The following is a 17,696-nucleotide window of genomic DNA, read 5'->3' as shown; positions in this document are numbered from 1 at the left end:
GATTTTAACGCTTCTGGTTTTGTTGAAGGAAGCGAGATCTGAATTTTAAATTTAAACATTGTGACAATCGTGAGATGAAGGAGAGACCCATGCAGGTCAGCAGAAGGCAGTTCTTTAAGATCTGCGCTGGCGGTATGGCAGGAACCACGGTCGCGGCACTCGGCTTTACGCCGTCAGTGGCGCTGGCGGAAACGCGCAATTATAAATTGCTGCGCGCCCGTGAAACGCGGAATACCTGCACATATTGCTCCGTCGGTTGCGGGCTTTTGATGTATAGCCTCGGCGATGGTGCTAAAAACGCCAAAGAGAGTATTTTCCACATTGAAGGGGATCCAGATCATCCGGTAAACCGGGGTGCATTGTGCCCTAAAGGTGCCGGGCTGGTAGATTTTATCCACAGCGAAAGCCGCTTGAAATACCCAGAATACCGCGCGCCAGGTTCAGACAAATGGCAGCGAATCACTTGGAATGATGCATTTGACCGCATTGCCAAGCTGATGAAAGAAGACCGGGACGCTAATTTCATTAAGACCAACGATGCGGGCGTGACCGTCAACCGTTGGCTGAGTACCGGTATGCTGTGTGCTTCTGCATCCAGTAATGAGACGGGTTATCTGACCCAAAAATTTAGTCGCGCTCTCGGCATGCTTGCCGTAGACAACCAAGCACGTGTCTGACACGGACCAACGGTAGCAAGTCTTGCTCCAACATTTGGTCGCGGTGCGATGACAAACCACTGGGTTGACATCAAGAACGCAGACTTAATTATCGTCATGGGCGGTAATGCGGCAGAAGCGCATCCGGTGGGGTTCCGCTGGGCGATGGAAGCCAAAATCCACAACAATGCTAAGTTGCTGGTGATAGACCCACGCTTTACTCGTACTGCATCGGTGGCTGATTTCTATACGCCAATCCGCTCCGGTAGCGATATTGCGTTCCTGTCCGGCGTGTTGTTGTATCTGATGACCAACAACAAAATTAACCGCGAATACGTCGAAGCTTATACCAACGCCAGCTTGCTGGTGCGGGAAGACTTTACCTTCGATGACGGTTTATTCAGTGGTTATGACGCCGAAAATCGCAAATACGATAAAACCACCTGGAATTACCAGCTGGATGAAAACGGCTTTGCCAAACGCGATGTCACACTGCAAGACCCACGCTGTGTGTGGAATTTGCTGAAAGAACACGTCAGCCGTTATACGCCAGATGTGGTTTCCAACATTTGCGGCACGCCAAAAGAAGATTTCTTGCAGGTTTGCGAATATCTCGCAGAAACCAGTGTGTCCAATAAAACCGCCACATTCCTATATGCACTGGGCTGGACACAGCACTCGGTTGGCGCGCAGAACATCCGTACGATGGCGATGATCCAGTTGCTGCTCGGCAATATGGGGATGGCGGGGGGCGGAATTAACGCCTTGCGCGGCCATTCTAATATTCAGGGCTTAACTGACCTTGGCTTGCTGTCGCAAAGCTTGCCGGGTTACCTGAACCTGCCGTCTGAAAAACAGCCAGATATTGAGACTTACCTGAAGGCCAATACGCCGAAAACTCTGTTGCCGGGCCAGGTTAACTACTGGAGTAATTACCCGAAATTCTTCGTCAGCCTGATGAAAAGTTTCTACGGTGACAATGCCCAGAAAGAGAATGGCTGGGGCTACGACTGGTTGCCGAAGTGGGATAAAGGCTACGACGTATTGCAGTATTTCGAGATGATGTCGCAGGGTAAAGTGAATGGCTATATTTGCCAGGGCTTTAACCCGGTCGCGTCGTTCCCGAACAAAAACAAAGTAGTCGCATCACTGTCGAAACTGAAATTCCTGATAACTATTGACCCGCTCAATACGGAAACCTCGAATTTCTGGCAAAACCACGGTGAATTTAACGATGTCGATCCATCGAAAATTCAAACTGAGGTGTTCCGCTTGCCATCCAGTTGTTTTGCTGAGGAAAACGGCTCAATCGTTAACTCCAGCCGCTGGCTGCAATGGCACTGGAAAGGAGCCGATGCGCCGGGCGAAGCATTGAACGATGGCGCTATTTTGGCGGGCATCTTTAGTCGTCTACGTGATATGTACCGCCGGGAAGGTGGTGCCGTGCCAGAACAGGTGCTCAATATGACCTGGGATTACCTGACGCCAGACAATCCAGAGCCAGAAGAAGTGGCACAGGAAAGTAATGGTAAAGCACTGGCTGATATCACCGATGCCGATGGTAAAATTCTGGTCAAAAAAGGCGAGCAGCTCAGCACCTTTGCTCACCTGCGCGATGACGGCACCACCGCCAGTGGCTGTTGGATATTCGCCGGTAGCTGGACACCGGCGGGCAACCAGATGGCACGGCGCGATAATGCTGATCCATCAGGCCTTGGCAATACGCTGGGCTGGGCATGGGCATGGCCGCTTAACCGCCGCATTCTGTACAACCGCGCGTCCGCTGACCCACAAGGTAAACCTTGGGATCCGAAACGCCAGTTGCTGGAGTGGGATGGCACCAAATGGGGTGGCGTTGATATCCCTGATTACAGTGCCGCAGCACCGGGAAGTGATGTCGGGCCATTCATTATGCAACCTGAGGGCATGGGCCGTCTGTTTGCTATTGATAAAATGGCAGAAGGGCCGTTCCCGGAACACTATGAGCCATTCGAAACGCCGTTGGGGACTAACCCACTGCATCCGAATGTGGTTTCCAACCCCGCCGCGCGCGTCTTTAAAGACGATTTGGCTGCAATGGGTTCTCATGTGCAGTTCCCGTATGTCGGCACCACTTATCGTCTGACCGAGCATTTCCATTACTGGACTAAGCATGCGTTGCTCAATGCTATCGCCCAGCCAGAACAGTTTGTGGAAATTGGCGAAAAACTGGCAGCGAAAAAGGGCATTAAGCAGGGCGATACCGTGAAAGTCAGCTCTAACCGCGGCTACATCAAAGCCAAGGCAGTGGTGACCAAACGTATTCGTACGCTGAATGTTCATGGGCAGGAAGTTGACACTATTGGTATCCCGATCCACTGGGGTTACGAAGGGGTGGCGAAAAAAGGCTTTATTGCCAACACCCTGACACCGTTTGTCGGTGATGCTAATACGCAAACGCCAGAGTTCAAGGCGTTCCTGGTCAACGTGGAAAAGGTGTAACGGAGAGAACCTATGTCACTGCAAACTCAAGACATTATCCGGCGCTCTGGCACCAACTCCCTTACGCCGCCGCCACAGGATCGTAACCACCAACAAGAGGTGGCCAAGCTTATCGACGTCACCACCTGTATCGGCTGCAAAGCCTGTCAGGTGGCCTGTTCGGAGTGGAACGATATTCGTGATGAAGTGGGTCATAACGTCGGGGTATATGATAACCCTGCCGATTTAACCGCTAAGTCATGGACGGTAATGCGTTTTTCTGAAGTGGAAGACGAAGAGAGTGGCAAACTGGAGTGGCTGATCCGCAAGGATGGCTGCATGCATTGCGCTGATCCGGGCTGCTTGAAAGCCTGTCCGTCAGAGGGCGCTATCATTCAGTATGCGAATGGTATCGTCGACTTTCAGTCAGAGCACTGTATCGGTTGTGGTTATTGCATCGCCGGTTGCCCGTTTGATGTGCCGCGCATGAACAAAGACGATAATCGGGTGTACAAATGTACTCTGTGCGTCGATCGTGTTGGTGTTGGTCAGGAACCTGCTTGTGTGAAAACCTGCCCGACCGGGGCCATTCATTTTGGTACCAAAGAGTCGATGAAAGAAGTGGCCGCTGGCCGGGTTGCTGAGCTGAAAACGCGTGGCTTTGATAACGCCGGGTTATACGACCCAGCAGGCGTTGGGGGCACCCACGTGATGTATGTTCTGCATCATGCTGATAAACCTCAGCTTTATCATGGATTGCCGGAGAACCCAACTATCAGCCCGACGGTCACCTTCTGGAAAGGTATCTGGAAACCACTGGCGGCGATCGGCTTTGCTGCGACCTTTGCTGCCAGTATTTTCCACTACGTGGGCGTCGGCCCGAACCGGGTTGAGGAAGAAGAGGATGAAGACGATAAACCGGATTCCACGCCTTCCGATACGGCATCCAAGGCTCCTGAGCCAACCACCGCTGAACACTCAGACGACGGGGAGACGCGGAAATGAAAAAAGAAAAACGGATCCAGCGCTACAGTGCGCCGGAGCGAATCAACCACTGGATAGTGGCTTTTTGTTTCATATTAGCGGCCATCAGTGGTCTGGGGTTCTTCTTCCCGTCATTTAATTGGCTGATGAATATTTTTGGTACGCCACAGCTGGCGCGTATCCTTCACCCCTTCGCCGGGGTGATTATGTTCGCCGCCTTCCTCATCATGTTTTTCCGTTACTGGAAACATAACTTGATCAACAAGGAAGACCTGGAGTGGGCTAAAAATATCCATAAAATCGCCATGAATGAGGAAGTGGGAGACACGGGGCGCTATAATTTTGGGCAGAAATGCGTATTCTGGGCTGCTATTATCAGCTTGGTGTTATTGCTGGCCAGTGGCGTGGTGATTTGGCGGCCTTATTTCGCGCCTTCTTTCCCAATTCCACTGATTCGCCTGGCTCTGCTGGTGCATTCGCTGGCGGCGGTAGGGCTGATTATCGTGATTATGGTGCATATCTATGCCGCCCTGTGGGTGAAAGGCACGATTACCGCGATGGTGGAAGGTTGGGTCCCTGATGCATGGGCTAAAAAACACCACCCGCGTTGGTATCGTGAGGTTAGCGCCAAAAGGCAGCTTCAGAAAAAACAGGAAGAGAAACCCTGATGAGTATTCGCATTGTCCCTAAAGATCAACTTGGGCAGCAGCGCGAAAAAGGTACAACGGCGGGGAATATCCCGCCGTTACTTTTCGCGAATTTAAAAAGCCTGTATACCCGGCGCACTGAGCGTTTACAGCAGTTAGCGCTGGATAACCCGCTGGCTGACTATCTGGATTTTGCAGCTAAGATCACGCAAGCGCAGCAAAAAGCACTGTACGACCACCCACTGGTGTTGGATATGCAGGCTGAGCTGACGCAATCTGCTGCCAGTGGCAAACCGCCTCTGGATTTGAGTGTTTTTCCCCGCACTGATCACTGGCGTAAGCTATTATCAGCATTGATTGCTGAGTTACGCCATGATGCTCCTGATCATATTGTGGCGGTGCTGGATAATTTGGATAAGTCGTCAGTACATGAGCTGGAATTGTACGCAGACGCCCTGTTAAATCGCGAATTTGCTAATGTTGGCAGTGAAAAAGCCCCTTTTCTCTGGGCTGCACTATCATTGTATTGGGCACAAATGGCGAGCCAAATTCCGGGCAAAGCGCGGGCAGAATATGGTGAACATCGGCAATTCTGCCCGGTATGTGGCAGTATTCCTGTCTCCAGTGTGGTACATATCGGGACTCAAAACGGTTTGCGTTATTTGCATTGCAACTTGTGTGAAAGCGAGTGGCATGTGGTGCGTATTAAATGCAGTAACTGTGAACAGACCCGTGATTTGAACTACTGGTCGCTGGACACCGAATTAGCCGCCGTGAAAGCAGAAAGCTGTGGTGATTGTGGCACTTACCTGAAAATCTTGTATCAGGAAAAAGATCCGCTGGTCGAAGCGGTTGCCGACGATTTAGCCTCGCTGATTCTTGATGCCAAGATGGAAGGCGAGGGTTTTGCCCGTAGCAGTATTAATCCGTTTATTTTTCCAAGTGAATAGGTTTCCCGGCGAATGAATAGGTCTACAGGTGAGTAATTTTTCAGGTGAATAGGACTTAACGTTGGCTCTATCTCATTTAATTAACCCCGCTGAGTGACTATGAGCGCAGAACCCCATCATCTTTACAGTCAGTTACCGGCCATAGACAGTATGCTACGGGTGCCAGAAATGGCCCCTTTGCTCGATGAATATGGCGCAGTATTGTTAACTGAAACCCTGCGTTTGATGCAGGCTGAAGCTCGCGAATATATTCGTCAATTTCATACATTGGCTGATTGGTGTACGGATTGGCCCACGGCTTTACGTCAACGCCTGAGCCAACGTCAACCCGCTTTAAAACCCGTCTTTAACCTCTCCGGCACTGTTTTACACACCAATTTAGGGCGAGCGCCTTTAGCGGAGTCCGCTATTGCGGCGGTCACTGATGCCATGCGTGGCGCGGTGACTCTCGAATATTCTTTGAGTGGCGCAGGTCGCGGCCATCGTGATCGCGCGGTAGCCGATTTACTCTGTGAACTGACCGGGGCGGAAGATGCCTGCATTGTTAATAATAATGCCGCTGCGGTATTTTTGATGCTAACCGTCATGGCTGCCGGAAAGCAAGTGGTGGTTTCTCGTGGTGAATTGGTTGAAATTGGCGGTGCTTTTCGCATCCCGGATGTGATGCGCCAGGCCGGATGCGAGCTGGTTGAGGTCGGTACCACCAATCGAACCCATCTGAAAGATTATCGCCAGGCCATAAATGAACACACGGGCTTGCTGATGAAAGTGCATACCAGCAATTACAGTATTGAAGGTTTTACGGCCTCAGTTGCGGAGCAGCAACTGGCTGTTTTGGGACATGAATTTGCTATTCCGACCGCAACAGATCTGGGCAGCGGTTCGCTGGTGGATATGACTCGCTACGGTTTACCGGCGGAACCAATGCCACAGCAACTGATTGCAGCGGGAGTCGATTTAGTGACTTTCTCAGGAGATAAACTGCTCGGTGGCCCTCAGGCGGGGATAATTCTCGGTAAAAAACAGTGGATTGACCAATTGCAGCAACATCCGCTCAAACGGGTGCTGCGGGCCGATAAAATGACACTCGCCGCGCTGGATGCGACTTTGCGTCTCTATCAGCAGCCCGATCGCTTGAGTCAGTTATTACCGACTATGCGGCTACTGACTCGTCCGGCGCAGGATATTGCCGAGAGCGCTCAGCGGGTGTTGGCGGCCCTCAATGGCAGCTATGGTGCTGATTTTACACTGGCTGTAGAATCATGCTGGTCGCAGATTGGCAGTGGGTCTTTACCGGTGGATCGGTTACCCAGTTGGGCGGTAACATTCGCCCCTAAAGATGGTAGCGGAAGCGCTCTGGAAGCTCTCACGGTGCGCTGGCGTGGCTTGGCTAAACCCATTATTGGCCGCGTGGCTGATGGGCGTTTATGGTTAGATTTACGCTGTCTCGAGGATGAAGCAACTTTGCTCAGGGAATTGGCACCATGATTATTGCAACCGCGGGTCATGTTGACCACGGCAAAACAACACTTTTACAAGCTATTACTGGCGTGAATGCTGATCGCCTACCCGAAGAAAAGCAGCGTGGCATGACCATTGACCTGGGTTATGCCTATTGGCCCCAACCTGATGGCAGCATTATCGGGTTTATTGATGTCCCTGGGCATGAGAAATTTCTTGCCAATATGTTGGCGGGCGTGGGCGGTATTAATCATGCTTTGCTGGTGGTGGCTTGTGATGATGGCGTGATGGCGCAAACCCGTGAGCACTTAGCTATTTTGCGACTGACGGGCCGCCCGAGATTGACTGTCGCGCTGACGAAGGCCGACCGAGTTGATGGCGAGCGTATCGCGCAGGTTCGCCAGCAGGTGATGACAGAACTGTTGGCCCAAGGCTGGCAAGCCGAGCAAGTCTCTCTATTTGTAACTGCCGCGACGATTGGCCGCGGTATTAGCGAATTGCGCGATCATCTGGCGCAATCCTATCAGCAAGATGAAAATAATGGCCGATTGCAGCGGCGTTTTCGGCTGGCTATCGACCGCGCTTTCAGTGTGAAAGGCGCAGGTTTAGTGGTCACAGGCACGGCGTTAGCGGGCAAAGTGGCGGTGGGTGACACTCTATGGCTCACGGGCAGTGATTGCCCAGTGCGGGTGCGGGGCATACATGCTCAAAACCAGGATACGCAGCAAGCGCAAGCTGGTCAGCGTATCGCGCTAAATATCACTGGCGATATTAGTAAAGAGCAGATCAATCGCGGCGATTGGCTATTATTGCAGCAGCCGCCAGAGGCTGTGGATCGAGTATTGGTTATCGTCGATGCCGATGAACCCATACAGCACTGGCAACCTTTGCATTTACATCATGCTGCCAGCCATATTACTGGACGTTTCTCTCTGCTCAACAATCCTCAATCTGATAATAAGACCCAACTGATACTGGCCGAGCTATTGCTGGATAACCCTCTGTGGCTAGCTGAGAATGATCGGCTGATCCTGCGGGACATTGCTGCGAAGAAGACATTGGGAGGCGCGCGGGTCATTCATTTGGACGTACCCAAACGCGGTAAACGGCAACCGGCATTTTTAGCATGGTTAACCGCATTAGCACAGGCAACGACAGACCGCGAAGTGCTGGCATTGCATTTGGCACAAGGCCCGATTTCTTTGCGCAAGTTCAGTTGGGCACGTCAGCTTAACAGCCATGATATGGCAACATTATTGGCAGGTACTGACTGTGTTGTTGCGGGTGATATTGCATTGTCGAGCCCTCATGCCCAACAAGCACAACAAACCTTATTGCACGTTTTGTGCCTGTATCATCAGCAACATAGTGACCAGTTAGGGTTAGGGCGGGCACGTTTGCGGCGCATGGCATTGCCGACATTGGATGAAGCGCTCGTGTTTCGTTTGATTGACAATATGCTGGCGCAGGGCACATTAAAAAATACGCGCGGCTGGTTGCATCTGCCCAATCATGGGTTGGGATTTACTGCACAAGAACAGGCGCTATGGCAGCAAGTTGCCCCCAATTTTGTTGACTCTCCATGGTGGGTGCGGGACTTAGCCACAGAGCTGGGAATGGATGAAAGTGAGATGCGCGGTGTATTACGCAAAGCCGCTCAGCTGGGCCACATCACCGCAATTGTCCCGGACCGCTACTATTTGAGTCAGCGTATTGAGCAGTTTGCTGATTTGGTGCGTGAACTGGATGCCAGCCAAGGTAGCGCCAGCGCAGCAGATTTCCGTGATAGGCTGGGGATTGGCCGCAAACTGGCGATTCAAATCCTTGAATTCTTTGACCGCAGCGGCTTCACCCGTCGTCGGGGCAATGACCATTTATTGCGTGATAGTGGGTTATTTTCTTCTGTGAACTGAGCCTCTGAGCGGGGGCGTGCATTAAGTCTGTCTAACAGATATTAAGTGACACGCCTCCTGCAATATTACTCCGCAGCTAATGAGTCTGGCTGGCGGCGGATAAAAATCATCACTAAAGCCAACCACAGTAAGCCACTGATTAAATTGAACAGATTGAAGATACCGCTGTTCCCCCACAGATATGCCACTTTGGCAAATTCAATCCCCAAGGTGAAGACCATCATACTGATCATCCCCATGGCGGCTGACACCGTCCCTTTACTGATATCGCTGGAGAATAGCGTCAGCCGTACCAAACCGGCGTTCGCCAGGCCGATACCAAAGGCATAGAGGCTCAGACCGGCGGTCATCCACAGATAAGCATGAGATGAGTAGAGTGTTGAGCCGGCGGCAATCATCAGGCCAATAATCATCGGGCCAGCACCATAGCGGATAAGCTGCGGAATACTGGTTTTACCGCTCAATTTCGCCAGTGTCAGGTTACCAATAATCAGTGCGCCGAAAATCGGAACCTGCAAGATACCGTATTCAACTGTTGATAACTGCTCACCGCTGATGAGAATCACCGGAGATTGGGCAATCCATGTCAGCAAGGGTAAACTGGCAAAGCCCAGAGCCAGCGAGCCGCACAGGAAGCGGCGGTTAGCGAGCACTTGCTTATAATCATGCCACATCGCGCCTACTGACAGCTTTTCTCCTCTGCGTGTGGCGGTTTCCGGCATTGCACGCCACAAGCCCGCAAATGAAATCGCACCCAGTACGGCAAATATCACAAACATGGACTGCCATGGGGCGACATGAATCAAGGCGGCACCGGCCAAGGGGCCGAGCAACGGCGCAATTAATGCCACATTTGCCATCAACGCGGTGATTTTGATACACACCGCTTCTTCAAATGATTCCTGAATAGTGGCGTAGCCGACGGCACCGATAAAGCACAAGCCGATGCCTTGCAAGAAACGCATGGCGATAAACTGTTCAATTGTTGTGACCAACAATATGGCAAGGCACGTCACCACAAAGAATGCGACACCAACCAGCATGACCGGGCGACGTCCACGGCGATCCGACAATGGCCCAAGTAGCCATTGCAGAAACATCCCGCCCGCCAGATATGCGGTCATGGATGTCGGAACCCACTCAATACTGGCATTAAAATCTGCGACTACCGCCAGCATACCGGGCTGAATCATATCGTTGGCGATATAGGCGGCAAACTCGAATAATACCAAACACAAGGGAAATAAAAGCGCCCGTCGACCTAAGCGCGTCGCGGGTGAGAATGAAGTTTGCATAAATTAAGCTATTAATAGTAAACATAAAAAACTGGGAGCGCTCAGGCAAGATGTACAGTCAGAGCGCATTAGGACGGCTATTTTGCCGCTGATAGTGAAGTATAGCAATAGTTTGCTGACGGTTTGATGCTGTTTCATTTACTTTGGGTATAAGTCAAATTTACGTTATTGTTTGCAACCTGATTATTGGCGTCCTAAATATATAAGCGCTTTTATAAACGCGAAAGGCAAGACAGGTGATAGAGAGTATGCATGACCAATAAGATTGGCTGGATTGATAATCTGCGGGCTGTCGCCTGCATTATGGTGGTCATGATCCATGCTACGACCTATTATGTCACCAGTGGTGCGCAGGTGGGGGAGGCAAACTGGGATGTTGCCAATCTGCTGAATTCGGCTTCCCGTGCATGTGTGCCGTTGTTCTTTATGATCTCCGGCTACCTGTTTTTTGGTGAAAAAAGCGCCAAGAAAAAGCACTTTACCCGTATCGGGTTGTGTCTGTTGTTCTACAGTTTGATTGCTCTTATTTATATTTCGACCCTGACCCCCATTGATGGCTTAGCATCACTAAAAAGTATCCTGCAAAAACCGGTGTTTTATCATTTGTGGTTTTTCTACGCCATTATCGTGATTTATCTGGTCTCACCGCTGATTAATGTCAAACCGGTATCTGGCCGCTATTTGGCGGTCGCTATTGTGTTGCTGGCCGTGGTAGCCAATCCGCAGACCAGTAAATACTCCATAGGCGGCTTTCAGCTACTGCCAATAAATCTCTATATCTACGGCGACACTTTCTATTATTTGCTGTATGCGCTGTTGGGGCGGGCTATTGGTATGCTTGAGACTCGAGGGCGCGCCATCAGTTGGGGCGCGGCATTGTTGTTTATCGTGAGCGTGATATTTATTGCTATCTCAACGGAAAAACAGACGCGAATCAATGGCAGTTTTGCGGATACATTTTATATGTACTGCGGCCCATTGGTCTTTATGGCGGCGGTATCTCTGCTGGTGTGGTTTAAAAATTGTTTGAATCAGCCGATTGCCTGGTTGAGCTGGCTCGCTGGGCATTCGTTGGCTATTTATGGTTTCCACGCGCTAATTATTCATTTTATCCGCACTCATCATTATGATTTCACAGGGTATCCGGTACTGGATATTTTCTATGTCTTTGCGCTGGCGTTAGCCTTAAGCACTTTACTGTCGATGGGGTTGCAGCGTATTGATCGGTGGCGGTTAGTCAGTTAGCCACGACTTTTCCACGTTGTTGCGCGCGTCGAAGCTGGCGGCTGGAGGAAAATCCGGCCGCCAGTGCCGCTTTCTCCAGATTAAACCCCTCTTGCAGACGAACTTCAGCCATTGCTACCCGCAACTGTTCATGAAATTCGCGCACACTTATCCCGACATGTTCGCGGAATAATCGGGTTAAATGGCGGCTGCTAACATGGGCTTTCTGAGCGACCTGGAGTAGCGGCCACTCAGCTTGTGGCTCTGCGGACATGACGTCCTGCGCCCGATGCACCGCCGGATGGAGATGGTTGCGGTAACGCAACCATGGCGAAAGTTGGGGGTCATCGCCAGAACGGCGGAAGTAAACCACCATCTCGCGAGCCACTTCTAGCGCGGTTTGTGGGCTGCAATAACGGCTGATCAGATGCAAGGACAAATCAATACCGGCAGTAATTCCGGCGCTGGTGTACACCCCGCGATCTTCAACAAAAATGCGATTTTCTCTGGTTTGCGCCGCCGGAGCTTGTTGGCGCAGCCGCTCAAGAACATGATGATGAGTTGTACACTGATAGCCATCCAGTAGCCCCGCTTGGGCCGCCAGCAATGCCCCAGAACAGACACAAACCAATATCGTTTTTTGCTGGGCAATGGCGGCTTTCTGCTGTTGTAACCACTGGCGGGCTACTGCTGCGGCCTCTGTCGCAAAGTAGTGGCGCGAATCGCTCACACCAGGAACCACCAGTAAGCTACCTTCCGGTAAGTGCTCTGGTAGCGGTTGCAACTGGCCCAACATCATTCCAGTGGAAGACATCACTTCAGACAATGGGCTGATATAACAAAGATTAAATGACCCCGCTAGCCGCAATGTTTCAGCGGGGCCAGTTAAATCCAGCGACAACACGCCGGGCAGCAAGAGAAAATAGACATTTCGTTGCATGGTTAGTCCACAGTTACCGTCAGATAACGGTTCATATAAGCCGGAATATCCGGAGTCTGCTGTAGCAAAGTATCAACAAAAGCATTGCGTTCAAAGGCCATGACCTGCAAATCCCACACGCAGAAAGATTCATCGCGCGCGGCACGCCAAACTCCCTGTTCCTGTACCCAGACTTTCACGCGCAATTCATTTTCGTTATCCCACCATCCAACAATCAGATAATTCAATGTTTTCCCCTGATGCTCAATCACAAAACCTACACCGGGGCGATCGACAGTTTCGGCATCATGCGGTAGCCACTGCTCAACGAGTTGATAGGCTGGGGCATAGTCGGGCGTGGCATCCAATGCCCGCGAATAATGAATCACATAGCACTTCAACTGCCAGCGATTAATATTTTTAATGCCTGCAGGAGCGATAGCCCGTGGCAAATAGGGTTGCGGTTGCCAATTGACTGTTTTTTCAGCACAAATTTCTACTGGTGGTTGTGAATCCAGTGCTTCCAGTGTTTGTGCCACGGTATGAATGGTGGCAAACCGGTCGGCAAGCACTGTTTCCGTCCGTAATTTTAATTCTGTGCTGCTCAGGACTATGCCATTGGGCTGAGTCATTGGAAACGTCAGTGTGGCCTGCGTGACAAAAGTGACTTGATAGCCCAAGTCCGACGCCACGCGCGCGGTGGTTTCACAACATTGCTCAGTGCGCATTCCCGCAATAATCAGGTGATTTATCTGTCGCTCTTTCAGCCATTGATCCAGCCCTGAGTCTGTCAGCGCATTATGCACCCGTTTTTGCACCGTCACATCTGCTTGATGGGAAACCAGTGTCATGGGCTTAACATAGCCGGAAGCTAGTGAAAACGGGCCTTCTGGGGCAACATGGAAGACATCTACCAGTGCGACTCCCCGCTGTTTACAGCCCGCAATGAGTTGGTTCAGTGCCGCAGAAAATGCGGGTATATCTTGTTGTTGCCAAAAAGACTTATGTTCAAAAGATTGTTGGACATCAATTATCAGTAATGCGCTGTTGGTCATTTCCGGCCCTCCGCCGAGTGGGTATTACCCCATCATCCGCGTGTTTTGTCCTGAGTGGAATGCCAAATCCGGCCATCATAGGGAGTAAAAGGGACCAGATTTTTATCTCCAGTGACGAGCTTAAAAAGTTAATGGGAAAATAGATTCATTAAAACAGTTTTTCGGCCGAAAACACTTATTAAGGGAAAACCATTATTCACCGTATGACGATATCAATGGGAATGGAATAAACCATGAAAGGTCTTAATAACGCGATGCCGATCAGAAAAAATTATCCGTTAAATAAAATCCTGATGGGAATAGCACTGCTGGTCACCACAATGGTGAGTGAGGCGGCAATAAATTTGGATAGAACACGGATTATTTTCAATAGCGCCGACACATCAGTCAGTGTCATTCTGCAAAATAAAAGTGAGACATTACCCTATTTGACGCAATCATGGTTGGAAAATACAGCCGGTCAAAAAGTGGAGAGTCCATTGTCTGTCTTGCCGGCGATACAACGGATTGAGGCGGGCCAGCAGAACTTGGTGCGCATTATCTCACTACCGAATGTTGAGCAGTTAGCCACTGACCGTGAAACTTTATTCTATTTTAATGTGCGGGAGATACCGCCAAAAAATGAAATGGCCCATGCGGTACAAATTGCCATTCAAAGTAAAATAAAGTTATTTTATCGACCCGCGTTGATTAAAGCGAATGACAAGGATATCTGGCAGGAGAAATTACAGTTCATTCGACAAGGCGAAGTGCTTAATATTCATAATCCTACACCCTATTACGTCACATTAGGGCATTTAAACCGGCATAGTCGCGGTAATTTCCCCGGTTTTGATAGTGTTATGATTGCGCCGTTTGGCACCGAGTCAGTTAATACAGCCGGATATAATGGCAAGCACTATAGCATCGGTTATATGGACGATTTTGGTCAGATGATCATTCGCCGGGTTAACTGTTCCATTGGTCATTGTCAGATTCAGGCTGCGGAAAAGAAATAATCTTCTCCACAACCTGTGGTGCATTTTAGCTTATTCACATAATGGCAGTAATTGTTGATAAAGCTTTTTGAAAATAACTCGACGAGCTGCGTAATCCTGATGGCGCTGTGCATCTGGCAAATGAGTTTGTTCCAATGCTAGCGCAGGTAATAAATCGGCTAATGGAACACCAGGATTGAGAGCAATTTGCGCCAGCCGGGCGGCACCCAATGCCGGCCCAACATCACCTCCTGTTCGATACTCCAAAGTCTGGCCACTAATATCTGCCAACATTTGTCGCCAATAGGCGCTCCGCGCGCCACCGCCAATCAATGTCACTGATTTAGGTTGTAATCCACTGGCATGCAGGGCATCCATCCCGTCGGCTAAAGCAAACCCGACCCCTTCCAACACCGCCCGGGCCAAATCTATTGGGCCATGTTGGTGAGTAAAGCCCCAAAAGGCTCCTTTGGCATTCGGGTTGTTATGCGGCGTGCGCTCACCGGAGAGATAGGGCAGGAACCACACTGGCGTGGTGGCCGGCGGAGTATTTTCCACTCGATTAATCAGCGCAGGGACATTCTCGACACCGGTGAGTTGGCAAGCCCAATCAAGACAGGATGCCGCACTCAACATCACCGACATGAGGTGCCAGGTATTGGGCAAAGCATGGCAAAAGCTGTGTACGGCACTGGCGGGGTTGCTCAGGAAGCCATCACTGACGGCAAAATAGACGCCGGATGTCCCCAACGATAACATCGCCTGCCCGGTTTGATACAAGCCAACACCTATTGCGCCAGCGGCATTATCCCCCCCGCCCGCGACGATGGGGACAGGATTAATACCCCAGCGGTGCGCAATATCAGCACTGACATGGCCGGTAATCTGGCTGCCTTCAAAGAGTGTCGGCATGTGCTGGCGATTGAGGCCACAGGCAGCCAGCATTTCATCGCTCCAGTCGCGCTTTGCCACATCGAGCCACATTGTGCCGGCGGCATCGGACATATCACTGGCAAAGTCACCGCTGATTAGAAAACGCAGATAATCTTTGGGTAATAGCACCTTATCAATATGATTGAAAATATCCGGCTCGTGTTCTGCCAGCCATTTCAGCTTTGGGGCAGTAAAGCCCGGCATCATCAGATTACCGGTAATTTGGCGGGATTCCGGTACCGCTTTTTCCAGCGCCTGACACTGCGAAAAACTGCGGCCGTCATTCCATAAAATGGCCGGACGCAGCACCTGATGCTGTTTATCCAGCAAGGTTGCCCCGTGCATTTGGCCAGTAAGCCCGAGTGCTTTGACCTGTTGTAAATCATGGTCTGCGGCTAATGCTTGCATAGCTTCATCCGTGGCCTGCCACCAATCGGCAGGGTTTTGCTCAGACCATAAAGGATGTGGGCGGGAGACGGATAATGCAGCACCTTGGCTGGCAATGACTTGCCCGTTTTCGGCCAGGAGAATGGCTTTAACGCCGGAGGTGCCTAAATCGATGCCAAGGTACATATGTGTTCCTCATATTCATTAGGCTATTTTATCACGCGGAACCAGACGGGCGATTGCACCGATGGGCGCTCCGACGGCCCATCCGGTACATATCTTTCCCGCCTATTTGCTGTTTTGAGATAAATCTTTACCTATTCGCCGCAGATATCAGATAAATAAAGTTATCAGCCAAAGATATAGCGGTTAACCAGATTTTCCAGCTGCTCTTGATGCCCGCTTTGGTGATGAGGGTTCAGATTATGCTGGCCGGCATAGCGCGCCAAATCTTCCAATGACATTTTTCCTTTTAGGATCTGTTGCCCCAACTCTGTATTCCAACCGGCATAACGTTGAGCAACTTGCTGATCCAATTGACCATCTTCAATCATTTTTGCGGCAATTTTCAGTGCCAATGCCATGGTATCCATCGCGCCAATATGTCCATAGAATAAGTCATATTTATCTGTGCTTTGGCGGCGTACTTTGGCATCAAAATTCAGCCCGCCAGTAGTAAAACCACCCGCTTTGAGGATTTCAAACATAACCAGTGCATTTTCTTCGACACTGTTTGGGAACTGGTCAGTATCCCAGCCCAACTGCGGATCGCCACGGTTAGCATCCACTGAGCCGAAAATACCCAATGCAATTGCACTGGCAATCTCATGATGGAAAGAGTGGCCCGCCAAAGTGGCATGGTTGGCCTCAATGTTAACTTTAATCTCTTTTTCCAACCCAAACTGCTTGAGGAAACCATAAACTGTCGCAACATCATAATCATACTGATGTTTAGTCGGTTCTTGTGGTTTTGGCTCGATTAACAATGTGCCCTGGAAACCGGTTTTGTGCTTATGTTCGACCACCATCTGCATAAAGCGACCAATTTGCTCACGTTCTTGCCGTAAATCTGTATTTAACAGTGTTTCATAACCCTCGCGCCCGCCCCATAAGACATAGTTTTCGCCGCCAAGTTTTTGGGTGGCATTCATGGCGGTAAAGACTTGGGTGGCGGCCCAGCTAAAGACTTCCGGGTCGGGATTAGTCGCGGCCCCGGCCCCATAGCGCGGGTGGGTGAAGCAGTTGGCTGTGCCCCAAAGTAATTTCACTCCGCTGCTCTCTTGCTTCTCTGCCAATACATCGGTCATGACGGCAAAATTATTCAGATATTCTTTTAATGATGAGCCCTCTGGTGACACATCGACATCGTGGAAGCAGTAATAAGGCACATTCAGCTTATGGAAGAATTCAAAAGCAACATCGGCTTTGCGTTTTGCCAGTGCCAGCGCGTCTCCCGGTTGTTGCCATGGGCGCTCAAAGGCATTGCTACCAAACATATCCGCGCCACCCCAGCAGAATGTATGCCAGTAACAGGCGGCGAACCGTAGGTGGTCGGCCATTCGCTTACCAAGGATAATTTCATCCGGATTGTAGTGATGAAATGCCAGTGGGTTAGTGCTCTGGCTGCCTTCGTAACGCACTTGTTCTAATTCATCAAAATAAGATTGCATGCAATACTCCTTGGAAGCTGACCCGCATTTTCGGGTTGGTGAGCTTTTATCTTCGGAGTTGTTTACTGTTCTCTCAATTACGTTATTTCACACTTAAATTCAGAGAATTATTAATTGTGGTGCAGATCTCATAAATACCCGATTAATGATAAAGAATCTCTGATA

General features: G+C 50.4%; 13 protein-coding genes. 8 read left to right on the top strand and 5 right to left on the bottom strand.

The annotated features are described in order from the left end of the window. The first annotated feature begins 89 nt into the window (after window positions 1–89). The 6 genes from fdnG to selB all read left to right on the top strand — a co-directional run bounded on the left by fdnG (window position 90) and on the right by selB (window position 9,071). A complete protein-coding gene (gene fdnG / locus F0T03_RS21105) occupies window positions 90–3,137 on the top strand; it encodes a formate dehydrogenase-N subunit alpha (protein ID WP_159680538.1) in 3,048 nt (1,015 codons plus the stop codon). Between the two features lie 12 nt (window positions 3,138–3,149). Beyond that, the gene (fdxH, locus tag F0T03_RS21100) at window positions 3,150–4,121 is read left to right on the top strand and encodes a formate dehydrogenase subunit beta (protein WP_145555290.1); all 972 of its coding nucleotides are present in this window, start codon (window positions 3,150–3,152) and stop codon (window positions 4,119–4,121) included. Further along, window positions 4,118–4,768 carry a formate dehydrogenase cytochrome b556 subunit gene (gene fdoI, locus F0T03_RS21095; protein WP_025376459.1) on the top strand — a complete coding sequence of 217 codons (651 nt, stop codon included), beginning with the start codon at window positions 4,118–4,120 and terminating at the stop codon, window positions 4,766–4,768. Before fdxH ends, fdoI begins: the two co-directional genes overlap by 4 nt. Further along, window positions 4,768–5,697, top strand: coding sequence for a formate dehydrogenase accessory protein FdhE (fdhE, locus tag F0T03_RS21090; protein ID WP_159680536.1), 930 nt, complete (start codon window positions 4,768–4,770; stop codon window positions 5,695–5,697). The genes fdoI and fdhE overlap by 1 nt, the downstream gene beginning before the upstream one ends. Window positions 5,698–5,796: 99 nt before the next feature. Further along, complete coding sequence (selA, locus tag F0T03_RS21085) at window positions 5,797–7,185, top strand: L-seryl-tRNA(Sec) selenium transferase (protein WP_159680534.1); 1,389 nt, start codon at window positions 5,797–5,799, stop codon at window positions 7,183–7,185. Beyond that, complete coding sequence (gene selB, locus F0T03_RS21080; RefSeq protein WP_159680532.1) at window positions 7,182–9,071, top strand: selenocysteine-specific translation elongation factor; 1,890 nt, start codon at window positions 7,182–7,184, stop codon at window positions 9,069–9,071. Before selA ends, selB begins: the two co-directional genes overlap by 4 nt. 65 nt (window positions 9,072–9,136) lie before the next feature. On the opposite strand, the gene F0T03_RS21075 is transcribed toward selB, so the two are convergent. Next, window positions 9,137–10,366, bottom strand: coding sequence for an MFS transporter (locus F0T03_RS21075; RefSeq protein WP_145555286.1), 1,230 nt, complete (start codon window positions 10,364–10,366; stop codon window positions 9,137–9,139). A gap of 252 nt (window positions 10,367–10,618) precedes the next feature. Here F0T03_RS21075 and F0T03_RS21070 point away from each other — a divergent pair, with 252 nt between their 5' ends. Further along, window positions 10,619–11,611 (top strand): acyltransferase, encoded by a 993-nt coding sequence (locus F0T03_RS21070; protein ID WP_159680530.1) that lies wholly within the window; start codon window positions 10,619–10,621, stop codon window positions 11,609–11,611. Here F0T03_RS21070 and F0T03_RS21065 read toward each other — a convergent pair. Then, window positions 11,604–12,530: a GlxA family transcriptional regulator gene (locus F0T03_RS21065; RefSeq protein WP_159680528.1), complete on the bottom strand. Its 927-nt coding sequence runs from the start codon at window positions 12,528–12,530 to the stop codon at window positions 11,604–11,606. The genes F0T03_RS21070 and F0T03_RS21065 overlap by 8 nt on opposite strands. A gap of 2 nt (window positions 12,531–12,532) precedes the next feature. Beyond that, window positions 12,533–13,564: an isochorismatase family protein gene (locus tag F0T03_RS21060; protein ID WP_159680526.1), complete on the bottom strand. Its 1,032-nt coding sequence runs from the start codon at window positions 13,562–13,564 to the stop codon at window positions 12,533–12,535. 233 nt (window positions 13,565–13,797) lie between these two features. Between F0T03_RS21060 and F0T03_RS21055 the strand changes: the two genes are divergently transcribed. Beyond that, entirely contained in the window at window positions 13,798–14,562 is a 765-nt protein-coding gene (locus F0T03_RS21055) for a fimbrial biogenesis chaperone (protein WP_159680524.1), read from the top strand. A 30-nt stretch (window positions 14,563–14,592) separates the two neighbouring features. On the opposite strand, the gene xylB is transcribed toward F0T03_RS21055, so the two are convergent. After that, window positions 14,593–16,047 carry a xylulokinase gene (gene xylB, locus F0T03_RS21050; RefSeq protein WP_159680522.1) on the bottom strand — a complete coding sequence of 485 codons (1,455 nt, stop codon included), beginning with the start codon at window positions 16,045–16,047 and terminating at the stop codon, window positions 14,593–14,595. Between the two features lie 164 nt (window positions 16,048–16,211). Further along, window positions 16,212–17,531: a xylose isomerase gene (gene xylA / locus F0T03_RS21045; protein WP_145555280.1), complete on the bottom strand. Its 1,320-nt coding sequence runs from the start codon at window positions 17,529–17,531 to the stop codon at window positions 16,212–16,214. Window positions 17,532–17,696 lie beyond the last annotated feature (165 nt).

It is taken from the genome of Yersinia canariae, from assembly GCF_009831415.1.
Classification (GTDB): Bacteria; Pseudomonadota; Gammaproteobacteria; order Enterobacterales; family Enterobacteriaceae; genus Yersinia; species Yersinia canariae.
The sequence above is the reverse complement of the archived record's forward strand: the minus strand, read 5'-3'. Positions and strand labels throughout refer to the sequence as shown.